This window comes from Pasteurella sp. WM03, assembly GCF_004570945.1.
Taxonomy (GTDB): Bacteria; Pseudomonadota; Gammaproteobacteria; order Enterobacterales; family Pasteurellaceae; genus Rodentibacter.
Genome location: NZ_SPPO01000002.1, coordinates 76772 through 99180 on the forward strand (window position 1 = coordinate 76772; position 22409 = coordinate 99180).

Consider the following 22409-nt stretch of genomic DNA (forward strand, 5'->3'; position numbering starts at 1 on the left):
TTATGAAAAATACCTTATCGCCTAGTTGGACTGAACGATTTATTCCCGATTTACCCCGTGAAAAAGATTATCGTCCGCCATTTCGCCGAGATCGTGGACGGATTTTACATTCTGCCGCATTTCGTTGTTTACAAGCCAAAACCCAAATTCATGCTATTGGCGAAAATGACTTTTATCGAACCCGTTTAACCCATTCTCTAGAAGTGGCTCAAATTGGAAGTAGTTTGGTCGCACAACTTAAATATGCTGAGGCATTTAATCATTTATCCGAACAATTAAATTGGGAACAAACGGCGCTACAAAAACAACTTAAAGGATTATTGCCCAGCAATGATTTAATCGAAAGCCTTTGCTTTGCCCATGATATTGGTCATCCGCCCTTTGGGCATGGTGGGGAAGTGGCGTTGAATTTTATGATGCATCAAAACGGCGGTTTTGAAGGGAACGCGCAAACTTTTCGAATTTTGACAAAGCTCGAACCTTATACAGAAAATGCCGGCATGAATTTAACACGCCGCACATTGCTTGGGGTCATCAAATACCCAACGATTTTAGATACCGCATCTCCACAATATGAGTCTTTACCTAATTTAATCCCAGTTGATGCCCGTTATGTGAAAATTAGCGATTGGAAACCGGGGAAGGGAATTTTTCGTGATGACTTAGAGATGTTTAATTGGCTGTTACAAAATCTCTCTGAAAATGACCGCACTTTATTCACTTCAGTGCAAAAAGAGCGGTCAAATTTTGCCGAGTTTTTAAAAACACGTTTTAAATCTCTCGATTGCAGTATTATGGAATTGGCGGATGATATTGCTTATGCAGTGCATGATTTAGAAGACGCTATTGTAACCAAAATGGTGAATCAACATCAATGGCAAGAAGCCCATTCGGCACTGGAGAAAATCCCTTATCCATGGTTGCAAGAAAATATCCAACATATTAGTCAAGGGCTTTTTTCTGACAAACATTTTGAGCGAAAAAATGCCATTGGGGCATTAGTGAACTTTTTTATTACCAATGTACGTTGGACACTCACCGAGAATTTTGATGAGCCTTTGTTACGTTATAACGCAGAACTCCCAAAATCGGTGGTGATGGCGCTTGACGTATTCAAAAAATTCGTTTGGAAATATGTTATTCGTGGTGTTGATACGCAGAGAATTGAATACAAAGGGCAAAGAATGTTGACGGAAATGTTTCAAATTTTTGAATCCGATCCTATTCGTCTTTTGCCACGTCATACAGCTGAAGAGTGGCAAAATGCTCCGGACAACCAGAAAAAACGTGTGATTTGTGATTATATTGCGAGTATGTCGGATGCTCATGCGATGAGGGTTTATCAGCAGTTATAATACGTCCTTAGTTTATTCGGTTGAATTTTAAACCTCTTCGAAAAAAAACCGCTACTCATTTGAATAGCGGTGGAGGTCTTAAAATAAGAAACTGAGAAAACTGCATTCGCAGTGCACTAGCAATTTGTCAGACCAAAACTTCGTGAGTTAGTTCACGCTTTACTAAATAATTTTAGGTAGATTTAATTGAGTTGTCGTTTTAAATAGAGAAAATTTTTATAAAAAAGAGCGGTCAATAAAACTTATGTTTTGATGACCGCTCTTTTTTAATTCAATTTAATCCTCTTTTTTAGATGGTTTGATAGCAAGTAAATTACAGTTAAGCTTACTAATCACGTGTTCAGCGGTGTTACCTAACAATGCGGCAGATAAACCGGTTCTACCTACTGTACCAAGAATCACAAGCTCTGCCTCAATTTCTTTTGCTACCTCGGGAATCACATCTTCGGGGAAACCTTCTCGTACATGGGTATGATCTTCATCAATACTAAATTTTTGACGTAAGGTTTTCATATTAATTAAGTGTTGCCCCCGGATACCATTTTCGTAGCCTGAAGTGTTAAATTCCGGTAAATCAATCGCCATATTGATTGGCGTAACAGGGTAGGCGGTGACAAGATGTACATTGCCACGATTTAAATTTTCTGCAAGCGACATACCTGTAGCGACAAGCTCTTGATTAAATTCATCTTGATAATCTTGTTCACCGGAGACATTGACTGCAATTAAAATACGACGTTGATGCTTCCAATTCCCATCACGAACAATTAAAACAGGGATAGGGCATTTACGTAATAATTGCCAATCAACAGGTGTGAAAATGAGGGAGGTTAAACTTTCCTCATCTTTTGTATATTTCACGACTAAATCATATTGGTTTTTCTCGACTTCTTCACGGATCCCCTCAGCTTCATTACTGTTCCAAACGATATGAGATTCAAACTCAATTCGTGGATCTGCATATTTATCAAGATAAAACTGAACAGCTTGACGATGTTGTTCAATCGCCGTTTTATGCATTTCCTCTCTTTCCTCAGAAGAGAGCAAAGCAGACATTTCATAAGATAAATCATAAACCGCTAATAATGTTGTAATTTTTACTTTCTCAACATTTTCTTGTTCTTTTACAAGACGAACTGCACGTGCGAGGGCATATTGTTTTTCATTATCAGGATTGAGAACAACTAAGATATTTTTAAATTTCATAACAACCTCCGTGATCATTTTCCATAGCATAAAAAAGAATTTGTAACATGACAAGAAAAGATCACCGAAAAACTGATCTGATACAACTTTTCTATAAATAACGAAAAGGCGTGAAAAAATATCACGCCTCGTTTTTATTCTGTCATCGTAATTTTTGTTTTGTTTGAACCTGTTAGTTCAATTAAGGCATTAATATCATTGATCGTAATGTATTTACCCTGCACTGAAAGTACGCCTAGTTTTTGGAAGCGTCCTAAGAGACGGCTGATTGTTTCAACTGTTAAACCAAGATAATTACCAATATCACCACGAGTCATTGTTAACCGAAACTCCCTCGCAGAGAACCCTCGGGCGGAGTAGCGTCTTGAAAGGTTATGAATAAAAGCGGCGAGACGTTCTTCCGCATTCATTTTTGAAAGTAATAAAATCATTTCTTGATCACTTTTTATTTCGCTACTCATTAAGCGAATAATTTGTTGGCGAAGTTTAGGCATTTTGCCTGAAAGATCATCTAAAATATCAAAAGGGATTTCACACACCATCGCCGTTTCTAAGGCTTGAGCAAAGCTTGGATGTTGCATATTATTGATCGCATCAAAGCCCACAAGATCCCCGGGTAAATGAAATGAGGTAATTTGTTCTTCACCGGCTTCACTGATTGTATAGCTTTTAATAGTGCCGGAACGGATTGCATAAATAGAATTAAGAGGATCACCAGCTTTAAATAATACCTGCGATTTTTGGATAGGTTTTTTACGTTCAATAATGTTGTCGAGTTGATCAAGTTCGTGTTCATTTAATGTGAAAGGAATACAAAGCTGGCTAATACTACAATCCTGACAGTGAATCGCACAACCACCTGACTGAATTCGGCGCCCAACCTTAGTTTCTGAAACGAAGTTTTTCATTTAATCCTCAGATATTTTTTAAAGATAGTGTAAAATTGATCTAACTCAAGATTCTAACACTAAATAGGCATTTTAAGAAGATGGCTGCAGAAAAATTAACAAGGAAAAGATTGATTCAAATTTTTGTTGTGTTGTGTATTTTAATTACCGCATTTGTTTGGCGATATTTATTTTCTTAAAGGATTTATTAATTAATAATTTGGGTTTGTTTAATTTTAAATCAAATAAGTAAAATCTCGAATTTTTTACTTGCTACAAATCTAGATATGCGTATAATCCCTCTCATTCCCAAGCCTGGGTGGCGAAATTGGTAGACGCAGCGGATTCAAAATCCGCCGGTGAATAACCGTGTCGGTTCGAGTCCGACCCTAGGCACCAAACAGAATTTAAACATAGAAAGCCGCTTTTACAGCGGCTTTTTTGTTGCCTAAAAATCCTTTATTTTCATTGAGTTGCAAATAAAATCAAAACTATTGACTGTATATAAAATCAGTGTTTAAATTTGCTTAAAGATATATGTCAATTATCAGGGTTGATCCTATCAACATCCTGTTTTAATCAAAACTCAGGATTATGACTTTCGACAAGCTCGCTCATTGTTTGCTACCGAGTAAAAGTTGTTCATTGCGAATTTCTTGATTATTTTTACGATAACGCACGACAATAACTTGCGGTAATACCTCGTTCCGTCGGTTGTGATTTAAATTGAGTAATCTGTACACCAACGGTTGATCGCCGTCACGGCACAAGCGGCAAGTTGTAGCAACAAAACGCTGTTGATTGGTCGATCAATCAACATTGAAATTAAACTGTCGTATTCCCGCCGTTGAATACGCGAGCCAATAGTAGTGAGTAAAATATCGGTGATGGATTGTTTGGTGTGCTCGCTTTCGTCAGCTAAGCTCTCACCAGTAAATCTATTCATTATTAAACTTTTGCATTTGTGGTTCTTGCTCTTTCGCCTTGGGCGATGTGGGCGTGATTTTGTAAACTAACGATAAAAGGCATTCCGACTCATTCCCATAATTTTACAGACTTGTGAGATATTGCCTAATTTTTCAGCTAGATTAAGTAAGCCGGTTTTGTGTTTAATAAGAGGGTTGCTAGAATAAAGCCAGAGCGTTTCCTTTCTGTTGAGATTGATTGGACATTCATATTCTACACGGGAAACTCTCAGCTTCTATTATTGCGATTTGTCAGTCTGAGCTTCTACAAAGAATTTAAGCTCAAATTAATCGATAGAACGGGGACAGTCAGATTGGCTTTTATCTTCTACACAAAATCTTGTTTTCATTACCTTCAATATTTGATTGTAATAGATTTAGCTGCGCACAAAGTGCGGTTAAATCTACGCCTGAATCAGCACATCGGCACTAATCCCCATTTGTTGGTGGATTTTACGGATCATATTGAGCGTTAATGGACGTGTACGGTTAAAGACCTCATAAACTCGATTTGGTTTTCCTATCGTGTTTTCCAAGTCTTTAATCGCCAAACCTTCTTGCTCCATTCTAAATTTAATTGCTTCAATTGGATCAGGCAAATCTACGGGATAATGCTTCGCTTTATAGTGTTCAATTAAGGTAAGCATTACATCAAAAAAATCGGCTTCCTCCGCAGAAAAGGTTTCTTTATCAAAGAAAGGTTCAACCGTTTTTAAAGCGGCTTGATAGTCTTGTTCATTACGAATAGGTTTAATTTGATACATAGCATTCCCTAATTTAACTCAATTTCATTGGCGTTGATTTTATCGTATTCGGTATGTGTACCAATAAATTTGATATACACCGAACCAAACTGAAAGGCAATCGCTACAACTAATTGGTGATCATTGCCTTTTATATTAAACACAACACGGCGATTTTTTAAAATACTGGCAGATTTATATTGCGCCTTAATTTCGTGTGCATTCTGCCAATTCGCTTTCCTCACTTCCGCAATCCACGCTTTGAGTGCTTGCTCTGCATCGGGGTGCTTTTCCCAATATGCAACAAGTGTAGAGATTGAAATAATCCGCATCGTGTTTCCTTCATTTAACCTTTGAATACATCATATCCCAATTTGGGATGTTTGTAACCCTTTTATTAACAACAAGGAATCTTTTATGACAACATTCAACAAAATCTTAAACCCAATGTATTCAGCGATTGCTGCTTACAGTACACAAGAAGATGGTTCAATCAATGCCAAATATGTGATTGGTACCGGCACGGATAATGATTGCGTCGTCACAGATTTCACACCGATTATCAGTGAATATCCGATAAAAGTGCGGTAGTTTTGCCGTACTTTTTCTTGGATAATTTAATCCTGTTACTTTGACTGAAAATAGAAAATTTTCCGTAAAAAAGTTAGGGCTTGAAGTGAGACTAAAGTACAATACACCGCCTATGATTTAGAGGAGACTGTTATGTGGTCAGATATTTTAACTGGTTACAGTATTTTTATTTTGGAAATTTTGACAATTTTGTTGCTTATTGCAGCGATTGTCGTATTGATTATTTCTGCTCGTCAGCATAAGGTTGGTGTGCAAGGTGAGTTAGTTATTACGGATCTATCTGAACATTTTGAAGATACGGTAAAACATTTACGTCATTTTCATTTATCAGAAGATGAATTGAAACAGCAGGAAAAGGCTGAAAAAAAGGAAGAAAAGCAAAAAGCGAAGTCATTGAAAGCGAGACTGAAGAAAGGTGGAGCGATTGAACCCCCGAAACCTTGTGTTTATGTTTTAGATTTTAAGGGGGATATTTCTGCTTCGCAAACAACCGCACTTCGTGAAGAGATTTCAGCCATTCTTCATGTCGTAAAGCCCGATGATGAAGTGTTACTGCGTTTAGAAAGCCCTGGAGGGGTCGTTCACGGATATGGTTTAGCAGCTTCTCAGTTGATGCGTTTAAAACAAAAGGGGATTAAACTTACCGTAGCTGTTGATAAAGTTGCTGCGAGTGGAGGATATATGATGGCTTGTGTGGCAGATAAAATTATTGCAGCACCTTTTGCAATTGTTGGGTCGATTGGTGTTGTTGCACAAATGCCAAATATTCATCGATTATTGAAAAAATACGATGTTGATGTGGATGTGATGACGGCTGGAGAGTTTAAACGAACAATGACGGTACTGGGTGAAAATACGGAGAAAGGAAAACAAAAATTTCAGCAAGAATTAGAAGAAACCCATCAATTGTTTAAACAATTTGTGCAGCAAAACCGACCGCACTTGGATATTGATCAAGTTTCGACCGGAGAACATTGGTTTGGAACTCAAGCTCTAGAATTAGCCCTAATTGATGGTGTTTCGACTAGTGATGATCTTTTACTTGAAGCGATGAAAGATAAATCGGTAGTGGGTATCACATACAAAATAAAGAAACCGTTGCTACAGAAGTTGGGGCAGCAAGTGGAAGAACGAGCAGATAGCTTGATTCAGCGTTATATGTATAAAAATTCTAGAGAGTTTATCCATTAATTTCTTGAGTTTACATTTCCGTTCTTCATAATAAATAAGAAAGTTTAGCTTAGTATTAATATTTACAAAATGAATTTTTGCTATTAGTATTAGCGGACATACGAATCTTTGACGACTTTCTATACATGAGATTTGTAAGGTTTAGTTTTATCTCTTCTTGATTATATTAGAGGAGACTTTGAACTGTAGAAGGTAAACACATGAATAAATTATCCCAAGTTTTATTATCAATGACAGCAGTTATAACTATATCTGCTTGTGGCAACTTAAGTAAAATTACACCAGAAGGTACACCGGAATATAAGAATGTTGATGGAGTTCAAGTTCCGCAACTTGTATGGCCAAAAATTGATGAGTCGGGTTTCAACCATGATGGTAGCCAATTCGGTTCATGGCCAAATTGGGATAACGTACGGATGATTGAACGTGGCATGAATAAAGAACAGTTATACAATTTGATTGGACGTCCACATTTTTCAGAGGGATTGTATGGTGTAAAAGAATGGGATTATGCCTTTAACTACCGTGAAAATGGGGTGCATAAAATTTGTCAGTACAAAATTTTATTTGATAAGAACTACAATGCCCAAAGTTTCTTTTGGTATCCAAACGGATGTAATGGTAACTTTGCTTACACTTTAAGTGGCGATTTCTTGTTTGACTTTGATAAAGATGTATTAACACCACGCGGTAAAGAGGTGGTTGATAATATCGCAGCTCATTTAAAATCATCAGATGCTAAGGAAGTTAAAGTTGCAGGTTATACAGACCGTTTAGGATCAGATGCGTATAATATGGGGCTTTCTCAACGTCGTGCGAACCGTGTTAAAGCTCGTTTAGTTGAAGATGGTGTCGTTGCACAAATCACTGCGATTGGTTATGGTAAGAATCCACAGGTTAAAGCTTGTGAGGGGGTTCGTCATGCTAGTCAAGAAGAAAAAGATTGTTTACGTCCTAACCGTCGTGTAGAGATTACTGCTTCCAGTTCTGTGTTGAAGTTACATCAAGAAGTGGGGCAAATGAACGGTGGTACACAAGGTCCAGCACCACTTTATCAAAAGTAGTTTTTGAGTAAGAAATAGCATAACCCTAGGGTTATGCTATTTTTTTATGCGTAGATTAATTTTTCATGATTTTGGCGAGTGTGGTTTGGGTAAGATGAATGTAGTTACCTAAGAAACGATGGCTGAAATTGAGTAAATAATAAAGTTGATAAATTAGTTTTCTTTTTTCATATCCTTGCCAATCTATGGCAAAAGTGCGGTCATAATTGATATAGAATTTTTCAGGGAAGGGTTCAAAAAGTTCGGTAAAAGCAAGATCACACTCTCTATCTCCCCAGTAACACGCTGGATCATAAGTAAATGTTTGATTGTTTACGATGCAAACATTTTCAACCCATAGATTTCCATGTAAAAGAGAGGGCTTTGGATTATGTTTTGCCAGTTTTTGTGAAATAAGGTAAACGATTTGGTCAATATTTCCAAAATTTAATCCTTTGTCTTTACACAATTGTAACTGCCAGCCAATGCGTTGCTCACTAAAAAATGTTGCCCAATTGGCGTGCCATTTATTCGGTTGATATTCCGGACCAAGCCAAGTATCAAAATCTAATCCGTAACATTTTGTGCCAGAGATTTGGTGCAGTTGGGCTAATTGGTTACCAAATTCCTCAGTAAGTGAAGATTGTTGTTTGATATTGAGTGATTCTAAAAGTAAAAAACTATGGTTTTGTGAGCATCCTACCCCGTAAACTATGGGAAGGTTAAGTGCGGTCGTTTTTCGTAACATTTCAAGTTGATCGGCTTCTGCTCGAAACATTGAGCGATAGGATTTTTCATTGATTTTGACAAAAACAGGCTGAATCCCATCATTAATCATCCAAGTTTCATTCATTTCTCCACAATGGATACGTTTCTTTTCCTTAAGTGAGTAATAAGCACCAAATTGATCAGCCAATACCTGAGAAATGGATTTCCACATAGCAACCCCCTAGATTTAATTCTTCCCCCATTCTAAGAGAATTTTTAAAGATTACTGTGATATAGCTCAAAGTTTTATAAATTTTATTCAATGCGTCGATAATAGATAAAACATCCCTTGATTCTAAATAAAAAGGTGATTTTTTAATTCGTTGGTATTATTATTAACGCCGTTTTTAAGTGATAGAAATTAACCAGAGGAAATTTATGCAACATCTAAAAGATCTTGTAGAGAAAGCAAAATTGGCGATCGATAAGATCGAGAATAAAAGTTTGTCGGCACTGGATGAAATTCGTGTCGAGTATTTTGGTAAAAAAGGTCATTTTACTCAATTAATGCAAGAACTTAGAAATGTTGCTGCGGAAGAGCGTCCGGCACTTGGGGCAAAAATTAATGAGGCGAAGCAAATTGCCCTTGATTTTTTGAATGCAAAAAAATCAGAATGGGAGCAAGCAGAGCTTAATGCAAAATTAGAAAAAGAACGGGTAGATGTCACTTTACCGGGGAGAAAAGTAGAAAAAGGCGGGTTACACCCTGTTACTATCACCATTAATCGTGTAACACAATTCTTTTCCGAACTCGGTTTTTCTGTGGAAAATGGGCCGGAAATTGAAAGTGACTATTATAACTTTGATGCCTTAAATATTCCAAAACATCACCCCGCAAGAGCAGATCACGATACATTTTGGTTTAATCCTGAATTATTACTTCGAACCCAAACCTCAGGCGTACAAATTCGTACAATGGAAAAAATGCAGCCGCCTATCCGTATTATGGCGCCGGGGCGAGTTTATCGTAATGATTACGATCAAACGCATACACCAATGTTTCATCAAATTGAGCTGCTTTATGTCGATAAAAAAGCAAATTTTACTGAGTTAAAAGGGCTATTGCATGATTTCTTACGTGCGTTCTTTGAAGAGGATTTGCAAGTACGTTTCCGCCCGTCTTATTTCCCATTTACAGAACCTTCTGCTGAAGTGGATGTGATGGGGAAAAATGGTAAATGGCTTGAGGTGCTAGGTTGTGGTATGGTTCACCCTAATGTACTACGTAATGTCGGTATTGATCCAAATGAATATTCTGGTTTTGCCGTGGGAATGGGGGTTGAACGTTTAACAATGCTACGCTACAACGTCACAGATTTACGTTCATTCTTTGAAAATGATTTACGTTTTTTAAAACAATTTAAATAAACTACTTTTTAGATATGAGATAAAACAACGAAATTTTAAGGGATAAAAAATAATGAAATTTAGTGAACAGTGGGTAAGAGAATGGGTTAATCCAAGCATTTCTACAGAACAATTATGTGATCAAATAACAATGCTTGGGTTAGAAGTAGATGGTGTAGAAAAAGTTGCGGGTGATTTTACCAATGTCGTGATTGGAGAGGTGGTAGAATGTGCCCAACATCCCGATGCCGATAAATTGCGTGTCACTAAAGTCAATGTGGGTTCGGATAGATTGTTAGATATCGTGTGTGGTGCACCAAATTGCCGTCAAGGTTTGAAAGTGGCCTGTGCAATTGAAGGGGCGGTATTACCGGGAAACTTCAAAATTAAGAAAACAAAATTGCGTGGTCAACCTTCAGAAGGTATGCTTTGTTCGTTCTCTGAATTAGGCATTGATGTTGAGGCGGAGGGAATTATTGAATTACCTTTGGATGCGCCTATTGGTCAAAATCTACGCGATTACTTAAATCTAGATGATCAAACAATTGAGATTAGTTTAACGCCAAATCGTGCAGATTGTTTAAGTATTGAAGGAATTGCCCGTGAAATTGGTGTGGTGAACAAACTTCCGGTAAATCAACCGCACTTTGAAGTCGTTCCGGCAACCATTTCAGAGAAAGTTGAAATTGATGTGGCCGAGCAAGAGGCCTGCCCTCGTTATTTATTACGTGTGGTGAAAAATGTCAATGTCAATGCTTCATCTCCAATTTGGATGCAAGAAAAATTGCGTCGTTGTGGTATTCGTTCTATTGATCCCATTGTCGATATTACCAACTATATTTTGCTTGAGTTAGGCCAGCCAATGCATGCTTTTGATGCAGCAAAAGTAAAACAGCCGGTGCAAGTTCGCTTTGCCAAAGAAGGAGAAGAGCTACTTTTACTTGATGGTTCCACCGCAAAATTGCAATCCAACACATTGCTTATTGCCGATCAAAATGGTCCGCTCGCTATGGCAGGGATTTTTGGTGGTCAAACAAGTGGCGTCACTTCCGAAACCAAAGATGTGATTTTGGAAGCCGCCTTTTTTGCGCCATTAGCGATAGCCGGTCGAGCAAGACAATATGGGTTACACACTGATGCCTCACACCGTTTTGAACGAGGCGTTGATTTTGAATTAGCACGTCAAGCTATGGAACGCGCAACTGCGTTATTACTTGAAATTTGCGGTGGTCAAGCAGGCGAAATCAATGAGGTTGCGAACGAAGATTTTTTACCTAAATTGAGTAAGATTCAACTTCGTCGTGAAAAATTAGATGCTTTACTCGGGCATCACATTGAAACGGATACGATCACCGATATTTTTAATCGCCTTGGTTTTAATGTGCAATATGAGAATGATATATGGACGGTGACTTCAACCAGTTGGCGTTTTGATATTGAAATTGAAGAAGATTTGATTGAGGAAGTGGCTCGTATTTATGGTTATAACAGCATTCCGAATCATGCCCCACTTGCTCATTTACGGATGCGTGAACACAAAGAAGCAGATTTAGATTTAAATCGAATTAAAGCGGCTCTTGTCGATGCTGACTATCAAGAAGCGATTACCTATAGCTTTGTTGATCCTAAAATTCAAGGATTATTACACCCTAATCAAGAAGCATTAGAATTGCCAAATCCAATTTCCGTTGAAATGTCCGCTATGCGGGTTTCGTTGTTAAGTGGATTGCTCGGTGCGGTATTATACAATCAGAATCGTCAACAAAATCGGGTTCGTTTATTTGAAACCGGGTTACGTTTCATTCCTGATACCGAGGCTGAATTTGGCGTACGTCAAGAATTCGTATTAAGTGCAGTGATAAGCGGTTCGGTTAACAATGAAAGTTGGAACACGAAATCAGAAGCGGTGGATTTCTTCGATTTAAAAGGTGATCTAGAAAGTCTTCTCTCTTTAACCGGCATTGGAAAAAAAGTGCGTTTTGTGGCAAAAATGTATGATGCACTACACCCAGGACAATCGGCAGCCATTGAAGTGGACGGTAAAGAAATTGGTTTTATTGGCACCATTCATCCATCTATCTCTCAAAAATTAGGGCTAAATGGAAAAGTTGTGGTATTTGAAATTTTATGGAACGCAATAGCAAATCGGACTGTTGTACAAGCGAAAGAAGTTTCAAAATTCCCGGCTAACCGTCGTGATTTAGCTCTGGTTGTTTCTGATGAAATTGCCGCTGGCGATGTGATTGAAGTCTGCAAACAGGTAGGCGGAGAGAAACTTATTCAAGTGAATTTATTTGATGTGTATAAAGGTATTGGGGTGCCAAGTGGTGCTAAAAGCCTTGCGATTAGTTTAATCATCCAAGACAATGAAAAAACCTTGGAAGATGATGAAATTAATAAGGTGGTCTCGGCAATATTAGATGAGGTTAAACAACGTTTTAACGCGGAATTAAGGGAGTAAATTTTATGACACTGACAAAGATTGATATTACCGAATTTTTAATTGAAAAATATCAATTGCAAAAGTTAGAAGCTAAGCGCTTAGTGGATAATTTCTTTGAAGAAATTCGTTTATCTCTTGAAGCGGGTAACGATGTTAAATTATCAGGATTTGGTAATTTTGAATTGCGTGATAAAGCTTCCCGCCCGGGACGCAATCCAAAAACAGGGGAAAGTATCCCTGTTTCAGCCCGTCGTGTTGTTGCATTTAAACCGGGGCAAAAATTGCGTGCAAGAGTAGAAAAAGCTAAGCTGAGTCAGTAATAGAGAAAAAGTGCGGTATTTAAGCGCACTTTTTTGTTTGAGAGATAAAAAATGATTTCCATTAACCGACTATTTTTTATTGCTACGACAATGACATTGTTTGCTTGTTCTTCAGGAAATCTGGAAAGGGACGCTGAAGATTATCATATTAATTATAAAGGGCAAATTGATGATCCGATCATGGCGATGACCTTGCTAAGTGAGCAACAATATGAATGGGCCGGTACGCCTTACGTTTTAGGTGGGCAGTCTCGTCGTGGAGTTGATTGCTCAGGATTTGTTCAGAAAACCTTTTTTGACCGTTTTAATATTTCCTTGCCAAGAACAACAAAGGAACAGGCTAAATATGGGAAACTTGTCCGAAAAGAAGATATTCAAACCGGTGATTTAATCTTTTTTAAAACGGGGCGTGGCCCAAATGGGTATCATGTAGGAATTTATGTAAAAGATGATAAATTCTTGCACGCTTCTACAAAAGGTGGGGTGATCTATTCTTCAATGAACACACCATATTGGACAAAAACATTTTGGCAAGTGAGAAGAATTTAAGGCTATTGCTTAGCCTCTGTAGGGCATTCAGCAATAAACAAATTTGTGTGCCTGTTATAAAAAACAAACCATTTCAATGGGGTGTTAAGCGGATGCACACACAATCTAAAGAAAAAGTGCGGTTAATTTTAACCGCACTTTTATTTGGTATGTCTTAAAAATAATTAGGTATTTTGTTTAGTCGCCACTTTCATTTGTTGGACAAATTCGGCGAGTTCGGCTAAACATTTTGTATGATTGTCTAAATTGCGTTCAATAATTTTTACGGTTGCCGAACCTGAAATCGCACCGGCAACCCCTAATTGCAAGGCTTCTTTTACTTGATTCGGTGCGGCGATACCGAATCCTTGCAAAATAGGAGGTGCATTGTGTGCTTTCAATTGTTCGACCAAAGCATCCAAATTTTTGGCATGTGATTGATTTTCAGCACTGGTCACACCGGCACGAGAAACCAAATAAGTATAGCCTTCACTGTTTTCTGCCACACCTTGGATGGTTCTTTCATCGGCATTTGGCGGGCAGATGAAAACAGGTTGAATGCCGTATTTTTTCGCAGAATTGATGTAATCATCTTTCGCCAGTAATGGAATATCTGCCACCAATACGGCATCAACACCTACTTCTGTACAGCGTCGATAGAATGTATCTAGACCTTTGGCAAAAATAAGATTGGCACAAAGTAGTAAACTAATAGGAATCTCCGGATATTTTGACCGCACTTTTTTAAGTAATTTAAAGCTGTCTTCCGTGCTATGTCCTGCCTCTAATGCTCTATTATTTGCGGCTTGAATGACCGGGCCATCTAAAAGTGGATCAGAAAAAGGAAAGCCTAATTCAAGGGCATCGGCACCATTATCAACAAGCGTGCAAATAATCTCAAAAGAACGATCAAACGTAGGATCACATAAGGTTACAAAGGGAACAAATGCTCCCTCATTTTTTACCTTAATCTCAGCAAATTTAGTTTCAAAACGGCTCATGATTGCATTCCTTTTTCAGTTAAGATTTTATCCACGGTAAAAATATCTTTATCCCCCCGTCCAGATAAATTCACCACAAGAATTTGTGCTTTATTGGGTTCTTGATGAATCATTTTTAGCGCTTGTGCAAGGGCGTGTGAACTTTCCAATGCGGGAATAATACCTTCGTGTTTGGCGAGTGCTTGGAACGCATTTAAGGCTTCATCATCGGTGATAGAGGGATATTCCGCTCGTCCAATACTTTGTAAATAAGCGTGTTGAGGCCCGACAGAAGGGAAGTCCAATCCCGCCGAAATCGAATAAGATTCTTCAACTTGCCCGTCATTCGTTTGCATTAACGGTGATTTCATTCCGAAATAAATACCGACTTTGGCATGCCCTAGCGGTGCACCGTGTTCACCGCTTTCAATACCTTTGCCTGCGGGTTCTACACCGATCAAACGTACTTTTGGTTCATCTATAAAATCAGTAAACATCCCTATTGCATTAGAACCGCCTCCCACCGCGGCAATCACTGCATCCGGCAGACGACCTTCTTTTTCCAGAATTTGGCGTTTGGTTTCTTCTCCAATCATTTTTTGGAACTCACGCACAATGGTTGGAAAAGGGTGAGGACCGGCTGCCGTACCAAGTAAGTAGTGAGTATTTTCATAATTTGCCGACCAATCACGCATCGCCTCGCAACAAGCGTCTTTTAATGAACAAGAACCTTTCTGCACAGGCACAACTTCAGTGCCCATTAAACGCATACGGAATACATTAGGGGATTGGCGTTCCACATCTTTTGCCCCCATATAAACACGACAGGGCATATCAAGCATTGCACAAGCGAGAGCCGTTGCTACACCATGCTGACCGGCGCCTGTTTCGGCAATGATACGGGTTTTCCCCATCCGTTTTGCAAGTAAAATTTGACCGAGGACTTGGTTGGTTTTATGTGCGCCACCATGTAAAAGATCTTCGCGTTTAAGATAAATTTTAGCTTTTGTCCCTTTTGTTAGATTGCGGCAAAGGGTCAGTGCAGTTGGTCTGCCGGCATAATTTTTCAGTAAATCTTGGAATTCCAGTTGAAATGTCGGATCACTTTTAGCTTCAACAAAGGCTTTTTCCAATTGTTTAAGCACCGGTACGAGAATTTCTGGCACGTACATACCGCCAAATTCACCAAAATACGGATTTAATAACATTTCTGACATTGTGTTTCCTTATCGTTATGAGTTTGAATTTCTTGCAACATTGAGAGGCGCGAAAGTTTGTGCCGTAGGCATGACTTCAATACGATTAATATTGATATGTTCGGGCTGCTGATTCAGCCACAAGACGATATTTGCAATATCTTGTGGGGTGACATATTGAACATTTTCATAAACTTTTTCAGCACGCTGGTCATCCCCTTTAAAGCGAACATTTGAAAACTCTGTCCCACCGCATAACCCCGGTTCTACATTGGTCACACGAATATTTTTACCGGCAAGGTCTGCACGCAAATTTAAACTAAATTGTTTTACGAAAGCTTTTGTGCCACCATATACGTTACCGCCTGGGTAAGGATAATTGCCAGCAATTGATCCAAGATTGATGATATGTCCGGTATTGCGTTCGACCATTTGGGGGAGTAAAAGACGGGTGATTGTCACAAGACCTTTAATATTGGTATCAATCATTTGTTCCCAATCGTCAAGATTTGCTTGATCCGCCGTTTCTAAACCGAGGGCAAGACCGGCATTATTAACAAGCAAATCAATATTACGCCATTCAGTGGGGAGCGATTGGATGGCCTGTTGTGTTTTTTCGCGATCAGAAATATCGAAAGCAAGAGGAAGAAATTGTTCGCCAAGTTCGGCGTGGAGAAGGGTTAATCGTTCGGTTCGGCGACCTGTACCAACGACATGGTAACCTGCGCCAATTAATGTACGGCAAATTGCCGCACCAAATCCGGCTGTTGCACCGGTAACAAATGCTATTCTAGACATAATCATCTCCTAGTAAAGTCTCGGAATGTTTATACGACATCTTTGCAGTATTGAATTAAAAGAATGATATCGTATTAAAAATCGTCTCAAAAGCTGACCGCACTTTCAACTCATCTTTTATACCGGGCGCACTTTCTACGCCGGAATTCAGATCTACACCTAAACAGCCTTGAGCTATTGCCTGTTCAATATTTTCCGTTGAAATCCCACCGGCCAAAATCGTTTTGTATTTGAGCTTTTCAGGGATTAATGACCAATCAAAAGTTTGACCTGTCCCCCCTTGTTGGTTTGAGGTCTGGCTATCAAAAATATAACGATCAACATTTAAATCATCTGTAAAATTAACCGCACTTTTTTCATCAATGTTGATTGATAGGGCTTTCCAAATTTGACAGGTTTCGGGTAATTTACTGCGTAGATCAGTGATAAACGCCGGCGTTTCCGAACCATGCAACTGCACCGCATAAAGCTGCAATTGTTGAGCGATTCTAACGATAAAATCCGCTTCTTGATTTTGAAATACGCCGACAAAACGAAGTGGCGCGACGGTGACTAATTCTTGAGCCTGACGCAAACTCACCGCACGTTTTGAATGTTCAGCAAAAATTAATCCGCCATAAAGTGCTCCGTTTGCATAAACGGTTTTCACATCTTGAGTGCGTGTTAAGCCACATACTTTGTTTTCACCGAAAATCACCGAACGAACCGCATTATTTAAATCAGTATCTCCCATTAAACTACTGCCGATTAAAAATCCCTGTGCAACTTTTTGTAATTGACGAATTTGTTGATGAGTATAAATACCGGATTCGCTGATGATGCGAACATCCTCCGGTATGCGATCTGCATATTTTTCCGTTAATTCGACTACACGATTTAAATCCACGGTTAAATCATGCAAATTACGATTATTCACACCGATGATTTTTGCTCCCAACGATAAAGCACGTTCAAACTCAGCTTCATTACCGGTTTCGGTTAATATACCCATTCCCAACGAGTGAGCGAGCTCTGCCAGCACTCGATAGGTTTCATCATTTACCACGGAAAGCATTAATAAAATAGCATCGGCTTGATAATAACGGGCAAGATACACCTGATATTCACTAATCATAAAATCTTTGCAAAGCACCGGTTGGCTCACGATATTTCGCACTTGAGGCAAAAACTCAAAATCCCCTTGGAAGTATTTTTCGTCCGTCAGCACAGAAATGGCTGAGGCATAATGTTTATAGACATTGGCGATTTCATCTAAATTAAATTCAGCCCGAATCAATCCTTTAGAAGGCGAGGCTTTTTTACATTCCAAAATATAAGCAGGCTTTTGCTGAGTGCCTTTTGATAGCACATCATAAAAAGAGCGGTCGGATTTTGTGATGTTTTGTTGAAATTCATTGAGCGGAAATTCCGCTTCTTTGGCTTTCACCCATGCAGCTTTATCAAGGACGATCTTTTGCAGTACGGTCGCAGAATCAATGGGTTTTGAGAAGTCTTGAGTAATCATCTTATTTTCTATCAGGTGTTTCAGGGGCTAGTATTGTGTTAATTTTTGCAGGGTCTCAAATGCTTTGCCACCGGCTAAGGTTTCCAATACATTTTGGGTATTTTGTTTGAGATCATGGTAGCCGAATAGTTTAAGCAATAATGCGGTATTGGCAGCAACGGCATTGGCGTGTTCCAATTTACCTTTGCCTTGTAAAAGTGCGGTTAATAATTTGGCATTTTCTTGTGGTTCGCCACCGCGTAAACTTTCTAATGATTGCATTTTTAAGCCAAAATCTTCAGGTGTTAGCGTGAAATATTCAATCTTACCGTCTTTAATTTCCGCTACTTGTGTTTCACCGTGTAATGCGACTTCATCCAATCCTGAACCATGTACGACAAAGCTATGCTGATGACCAAGCGCCACCGCCGTTTCAGCATAGGTTTTGACTAATTCCGGCGTATAGACGCCAAGCAGGTTGTAATTCGGTCGGGCAGGGTTAATAAGAGGGCCGAGAATATTGAATATTGTGCGGGTTTTTAATGAGGCACGAACTGGGGCAACATGGCGAAAGCCGGAATGATACTGTTGTGCAAATAAAAAACAGACACCGATTTCATCTAAGGCTTGACGTGCCGATTGTGCAGAAATACTGACATTGACGCCTAATGCGATTAGCACATCACTTGCACCGGATTGGCTGGACACGCTACGATTACCGTGTTTGGCAACCTTAACCCCCATTGTTGCGGCAACAATACAACTTGCGGTGGAAATATTGATCGTATTTTGTCCATCGCCTCCGGTACCGACAATATCGGCAAAAGGGTAGTCGGGACGTGGGAAAGATTTTGCATTTTGTAATGAGGCTGCCACCGCTCCGGTAATTTCCTCAACGGTGACACCACGGACTTTTAGAGCCATCAACATTGCCGCAAGTTGTTCATTAGAAAGATGGCCTTGAATGACCGCATTAAAAAGTGCGGTACTTTCTGATTGGTTTAATTGATGACCATCATAAAGTTGTTCTAATAAGAAGTTGTGTTGCATAGTTTGTTCCTTGATATAGTGCTATTTACTGCTATTGGGATTGAAATCTTATTATGATGGCGTAAATAGCACATGACTATTATACGTAAATATCGTAATCCAAATCCCGTGCTTCATCGCCTGTCATGCCACGGAAACCCCAGCAATGAGCCGGTTGCTCTTTAATGGTAATTTCCACATCATGGGCACGAATACCTAGTTTATATTCCAGTTCACTGAATAACATTTTGATTAGGCGTTTTTTTGTTCCTTCCATTCGGCCAGCCATTAAATTAATTTCAATGACGGTGTAATCATCACTACGATCGAAAGGGTAGTAAAAATCTTCTTTTTCCAAGCCTAAAAAACGAATCGCGTGTTTTCCTTTGGGAATGTCTAAGCCTAAATAGAGGCTGTTATAAATCACGTCAGCTAACATTTCTCTTCGTGGTGTGAGTTTAGATTTAAGTCCAAATACAGTAATCATATCGTTTTCCTTATTAGGTTGGATAGGCTAGTGCCTATCATTGTTTTTAGTGATTGAGTAACCATTCAATGGATTGTTGTAATAACTGTGATCCTTGCACGGTTAAAATACTTTCCGGATGGAATTGGAATGAGCAAATAGGCAACTCTCGGTGGCGAATTGCCATAATAATACCATTGTATTGGGCATTGATAACAAATTCCTGAGGTAAATCTTGTCCCATGAGTGAATGATAGCGTGCGACCGGCATTGGGTTAGCCAAATTTTGAAACATCGCTTCACCATCATGGGAAATTTTTGAGATTTTACCATGCAACACTTCACCGGCATGGACAACTTTACCACCAAATGCTTGGATTAAGGCTTGATGACCTAAACAAATTCCAATAATGGGGATTTGTGATTTTAAACGCTCAATTAATGGTAACAAAATACCCGCTTCTTCCGGTGTGCCGGGGCCGGGCGAAAGGGCAAGAATAGTATCTGGTGTACTCATCGCCGTTGCAACGAGTTGTTCTAAATCGCAATCATTGCGGTAAATTTTCACTTGATGTCCTAAGACACGAAATTGATCCACAAGATTATAAGTGAAGGAATCAAAGTTATCTAAAAAAAGAATATTTGCCATAACGTATCCCTTATTTGGCTTGTGTATTGATTTGACGAATTGCTTTTAATACCGCAGCAGCTTTATGTCGGGTTTCGTCCGCCTCCATTTGCGGATCGGAATCTAACACCTCACCACAGCCCGCTTGCACGTGTGCGATACTGTTTTGAACAAAGGCTGAACGAATCACGATGCAGGTATCTAAACTGCCATCGGAAGTGAGATAACCCACCGCACCGCCATAACTGTGGCGTTTTTGTTGTTCATATTGATAAATAAGCTGCATTGCCTTGATTTTCGGTGCGCCGGTGAGTGTCCCCATATTCATACAGGCTTGATAAGCGTGAAGGGCATCTAATTCAGGGCGGAGTTTACCCACCACTCGTGACACAAGATGCATAATATGGGAATAACGATCCACTTGCATTAATTCTGCCACTTGACGAGTACCACTTTGACAAACTCGAGCGATATCGTTGCGTGCTAAATCCACTAACATCAGGTGTTCTGCTTGCTCTTTATGATCTAATCGTAATTCTAACTCTAAACGGGTATCCAATTCAGGATCAATATTACCGTGCGCATCAAATCCACGTGGGCGTGAGCCGGCAATCGGATAAATTTCTAACTGACGATTTTTCGGCGTATATTTGAGCGCACTTTCCGGTGAGGCGCCAAACAAAATGAAATCTTCATCGTTCATGTAGAACATATAAGGACTAGGATTATTTTGTTTAAGTTGAGCATAACTGGCAAGCGGATTCGGACAAGCAAGAGAAAAACGACGGGAAGGCACGATTTGGAAGACATCGCCAATATTAATATGGTGTTTTAAAGCTTTCACCACATGGATAAATTCAGAATCGTCAAAATTAGTTTTTATCTCATCACTTGCCGATTTGATGGATAAGATGTGATCAATATTTTTTAATTTTTGTGCGATAGCCAGGGCTGTTTTTGCCACATTGACTTGTTCTTCTTGTGAGAAACAGTAACTTTTTAGCGTTGCCTGCTGGCTTTGGTGATCGATAGTAATAAGATGTTCAGCAAGATAAAAACTGTAGTCAGGGCAAGAAATCCCGTCATCTTTTAGTCTGATGTTGTTCATCGGGATGAAATGAGCCACTAAATCATAAGCAAATAAACCGCCTAAAAAAATAGCCGTATCGCTGTGTTGGTAAAGATTTGAAATAACCCGTAATCCATCAAAAATTGTTGTTGATTGTAATTTACTGTCTTCATCTAATTGATTATCAAGCGGAGGGAAATTAACAGAAAATTCATCATCAAAATCGACCGCACTTAGCGGATTAAGCTCAGTTAAAACAGAAAAAATTTCTTTCAAAACCTGTTTACCATTTGCATTTAATGCTTTAAATGTGACGTTGTGACCTACGCAGGTAATTTTGACTGCCGCATTGATAAATATAAGGCTTTGTAAGCTATTTTTACTACCGATTTCAGCAGAGTCGAGTAGTAGTGTGTTGGGATGATGACATAATGTGTTAAAAATAGCCGTGGTATCTGGGTGATAAGGGACAGGTTGTGTGGTAACCGCAATAAAGGCATTGTTTTGCATTTTTTAAATCCTTTTTATTTATTTTGTACTATTAAACTAGTACAAAATAAATAAGTCAAGAAAAGATTTAAAAATTCTATTTCATTTTACAAGATGCATATCAATAAGAGAAAAAGAAGCCATCTTGAAAGATGGCTTAAGAAAAGATTAAAGTGCGGTCACAATATCATTAATTTTTACTTTGGCAGACTGTAATGCTTTTTTGACCGCTTCCGGGCCAAAGCCAATACCTTGTGCATACACAAATTGCACGTCAGTAATTCCGACAAAACCTAAAATAGCTTTCATATATTGTGTGACGAGGTTTTCATCATCATATAAGCCACCAAATGCACACAATACGATGGCTTTTTTACCTTTCAATAAACCTTCCGGACCATTTGCCGTATATTGGAATGTGACACGTGGACGAGCAATGAAATCAAAATAAGATTTTAATTGAGTGGGAATATTTAAGTTATACATTGGCGCACCAATGACAAGAGTATCCGCATTTTTTAATTCGGAGACTAGCTCATCGGAAAGTGCAAGAAGTTGTTTTTCTTCTTCTGTTTGAGGTTCGCCACGCACCGCAACAGCCGCTGTAGAATCGAAGTGGGGAAGGGGATCTTTAGCTAAATCTCGAACTACAATATGATTACCTTGCAGTTTTTCAATCGTATAATCAACTAATTTATTAGTTTGAGAATTATCAGCAAGAATGCTTGATTTTAACACCAATACGTTGCTCATTTTATTTCCTTTAACTTGTGTAAAATAAGGGTTGCGATTCTAGTATTTATTTTTTTATAGATAAATCTGTTTCTAGGAAAAACATTATTTCTTTTTATGAAAAAATCCCAATGGATTTTATTTAGCTGATG

Annotated in this window: 22 protein-coding genes, 1 tRNA gene and 2 pseudogenes; 9 read left to right on the forward strand and 16 right to left on the reverse strand. The window is 38.9% G+C overall.

What is annotated here, in order from left to right:
• Positions 1 to 2 precede the first annotated feature (2 nt).
• The gene (locus E4T92_RS02500; RefSeq protein WP_135093305.1) at positions 3 to 1355 is read left to right on the forward strand and encodes an anti-phage deoxyguanosine triphosphatase; all 1353 of its coding nucleotides are present in this window, start codon (positions 3 to 5) and stop codon (positions 1353 to 1355) included.
• Positions 1356 to 1631: 276 nt separating this feature from the next.
• Here E4T92_RS02500 and uspE read toward each other — a convergent pair whose 3' ends face one another.
• Positions 1632 to 2561, reverse strand: a complete 930-nt coding sequence (gene uspE / locus E4T92_RS02505; protein ID WP_135093306.1) for a universal stress protein UspE — start codon at positions 2559 to 2561, stop codon at positions 1632 to 1634.
• A 134-nt stretch (positions 2562 to 2695) separates the two neighbouring features.
• Complete coding sequence (locus tag E4T92_RS02510; RefSeq protein WP_077540635.1) at positions 2696 to 3469, reverse strand: FNR family transcription factor; 774 nt, start codon at positions 3467 to 3469, stop codon at positions 2696 to 2698.
• Between the two features lie 292 nt (positions 3470 to 3761).
• Here E4T92_RS02510 and E4T92_RS02515 point away from each other — a divergent pair.
• Positions 3762 to 3847 (forward strand) — tRNA-Leu (locus E4T92_RS02515).
• A 215-nt stretch (positions 3848 to 4062) separates the two neighbouring features.
• On the opposite strand, the pseudogene E4T92_RS02520 reads toward E4T92_RS02515, so the two are convergent.
• The 4 genes and pseudogenes from E4T92_RS02520 to E4T92_RS02535 all read right to left on the reverse strand — a co-directional run bounded on the left by E4T92_RS02520 (position 4063) and on the right by E4T92_RS02535 (position 5488).
• Positions 4063 to 4394 (reverse strand): annotated as a pseudogene (locus E4T92_RS02520) (baseplate assembly protein W).
• Between the two features lie 69 nt (positions 4395 to 4463).
• A pseudogene (locus E4T92_RS02525) lies at positions 4464 to 4613 on the reverse strand (helix-turn-helix domain-containing protein); the annotation flags it as partial.
• Between the two features lie 204 nt (positions 4614 to 4817).
• On the reverse strand, positions 4818 to 5177 hold the full coding sequence (locus E4T92_RS02530; protein ID WP_135093307.1) for a transcriptional regulator: 360 nt from the start codon (positions 5175 to 5177) through the stop codon (positions 4818 to 4820).
• Between the two features lie 8 nt (positions 5178 to 5185).
• Positions 5186 to 5488 (reverse strand): type II toxin-antitoxin system HigB family toxin, encoded by a 303-nt coding sequence (locus tag E4T92_RS02535; protein WP_135093308.1) that lies wholly within the window; start codon positions 5486 to 5488, stop codon positions 5186 to 5188.
• Positions 5489 to 5573: 85 nt separating this feature from the next.
• Between E4T92_RS02535 and E4T92_RS11030 the strand changes: the two genes are divergently transcribed.
• The 3 genes from E4T92_RS11030 to E4T92_RS02545 all read left to right on the forward strand — a co-directional run bounded on the left by E4T92_RS11030 (position 5574) and on the right by E4T92_RS02545 (position 8002).
• Positions 5574 to 5747, forward strand: a complete 174-nt coding sequence (locus E4T92_RS11030) for a hypothetical protein (RefSeq protein ID WP_167753986.1) — start codon at positions 5574 to 5576, stop codon at positions 5745 to 5747.
• A gap of 132 nt (positions 5748 to 5879) precedes the next feature.
• Positions 5880 to 6938: a protease SohB gene (gene sohB, locus E4T92_RS02540; RefSeq protein WP_135093309.1), complete on the forward strand. Its 1059-nt coding sequence runs from the start codon at positions 5880 to 5882 to the stop codon at positions 6936 to 6938.
• Between the two features lie 200 nt (positions 6939 to 7138).
• Positions 7139 to 8002 (forward strand): OmpA family protein, encoded by an 864-nt coding sequence (locus tag E4T92_RS02545; protein ID WP_135093310.1) that lies wholly within the window; start codon positions 7139 to 7141, stop codon positions 8000 to 8002.
• A gap of 55 nt (positions 8003 to 8057) precedes the next feature.
• Here the strand turns inward: E4T92_RS02545 and E4T92_RS02550 are convergent, their stop codons facing one another.
• Positions 8058 to 8921 carry a fructosamine kinase family protein gene (locus tag E4T92_RS02550; protein WP_135093311.1) on the reverse strand — a complete coding sequence of 288 codons (864 nt, stop codon included), beginning with the start codon at positions 8919 to 8921 and terminating at the stop codon, positions 8058 to 8060.
• Between the two features lie 206 nt (positions 8922 to 9127).
• On the opposite strand from E4T92_RS02550, the gene pheS reads away from it, so the two are divergent.
• From pheS to E4T92_RS02570, 4 genes are read left to right on the forward strand one after another with little or no spacing between them, the layout of a single operon-like run.
• The gene (pheS, locus tag E4T92_RS02555; protein ID WP_135093312.1) at positions 9128 to 10117 is read left to right on the forward strand and encodes a phenylalanine--tRNA ligase subunit alpha; all 990 of its coding nucleotides are present in this window, start codon (positions 9128 to 9130) and stop codon (positions 10115 to 10117) included.
• Between the two features lie 52 nt (positions 10118 to 10169).
• On the forward strand, positions 10170 to 12557 hold the full coding sequence (gene pheT / locus E4T92_RS02560) for a phenylalanine--tRNA ligase subunit beta (protein ID WP_135093313.1): 2388 nt from the start codon (positions 10170 to 10172) through the stop codon (positions 12555 to 12557).
• A gap of 5 nt (positions 12558 to 12562) precedes the next feature.
• Entirely contained in the window at positions 12563 to 12859 is a 297-nt protein-coding gene (locus tag E4T92_RS02565; protein ID WP_077540721.1) for an integration host factor subunit alpha, read from the forward strand.
• 54 nt (positions 12860 to 12913) lie between these two features.
• Positions 12914 to 13408 (forward strand): NlpC/P60 family protein, encoded by a 495-nt coding sequence (locus tag E4T92_RS02570; RefSeq protein ID WP_135093519.1) that lies wholly within the window; start codon positions 12914 to 12916, stop codon positions 13406 to 13408.
• Between the two features lie 164 nt (positions 13409 to 13572).
• Here the strand turns inward: E4T92_RS02570 and trpA are convergent, their stop codons facing one another.
• The 9 genes from trpA to E4T92_RS02615 form a co-directional block, all read right to left on the reverse strand.
• Positions 13573 to 14388 carry a tryptophan synthase subunit alpha gene (trpA, locus tag E4T92_RS02575; protein ID WP_135093314.1) on the reverse strand — a complete coding sequence of 272 codons (816 nt, stop codon included), beginning with the start codon at positions 14386 to 14388 and terminating at the stop codon, positions 13573 to 13575.
• Positions 14385 to 15584, reverse strand: a complete 1200-nt coding sequence (gene trpB, locus E4T92_RS02580) for a tryptophan synthase subunit beta (RefSeq protein WP_135093315.1) — start codon at positions 15582 to 15584, stop codon at positions 14385 to 14387. Before trpB ends, trpA begins: the two co-directional genes overlap by 4 nt.
• 15 nt (positions 15585 to 15599) lie before the next feature.
• Positions 15600 to 16361, reverse strand: a complete 762-nt coding sequence (locus E4T92_RS02585; protein WP_135093316.1) for an SDR family oxidoreductase — start codon at positions 16359 to 16361, stop codon at positions 15600 to 15602.
• Between the two features lie 55 nt (positions 16362 to 16416).
• Positions 16417 to 17865: a bifunctional indole-3-glycerol-phosphate synthase TrpC/phosphoribosylanthranilate isomerase TrpF gene (gene trpCF / locus E4T92_RS02590; RefSeq protein ID WP_135093317.1), complete on the reverse strand. Its 1449-nt coding sequence runs from the start codon at positions 17863 to 17865 to the stop codon at positions 16417 to 16419.
• 27 nt (positions 17866 to 17892) lie between these two features.
• The gene (gene trpD / locus E4T92_RS02595; protein WP_135093318.1) at positions 17893 to 18894 is read right to left on the reverse strand and encodes an anthranilate phosphoribosyltransferase; all 1002 of its coding nucleotides are present in this window, start codon (positions 18892 to 18894) and stop codon (positions 17893 to 17895) included.
• 79 nt (positions 18895 to 18973) lie between these two features.
• Positions 18974 to 19360 (reverse strand): tautomerase family protein, encoded by a 387-nt coding sequence (locus E4T92_RS02600; protein ID WP_077494646.1) that lies wholly within the window; start codon positions 19358 to 19360, stop codon positions 18974 to 18976.
• Between the two features lie 46 nt (positions 19361 to 19406).
• Positions 19407 to 19988 carry an aminodeoxychorismate/anthranilate synthase component II gene (locus E4T92_RS02605; protein ID WP_077540732.1) on the reverse strand — a complete coding sequence of 194 codons (582 nt, stop codon included), beginning with the start codon at positions 19986 to 19988 and terminating at the stop codon, positions 19407 to 19409.
• A gap of 10 nt (positions 19989 to 19998) precedes the next feature.
• A complete protein-coding gene (trpE, locus tag E4T92_RS02610; RefSeq protein ID WP_135093319.1) occupies positions 19999 to 21546 on the reverse strand; it encodes an anthranilate synthase component I in 1548 nt (515 codons plus the stop codon).
• 147 nt (positions 21547 to 21693) lie between these two features.
• Positions 21694 to 22278, reverse strand: a complete 585-nt coding sequence (locus E4T92_RS02615; protein ID WP_135093320.1) for an NAD(P)H-dependent oxidoreductase — start codon at positions 22276 to 22278, stop codon at positions 21694 to 21696.
• Positions 22279 to 22409: the final 131 nt, after the last annotated feature.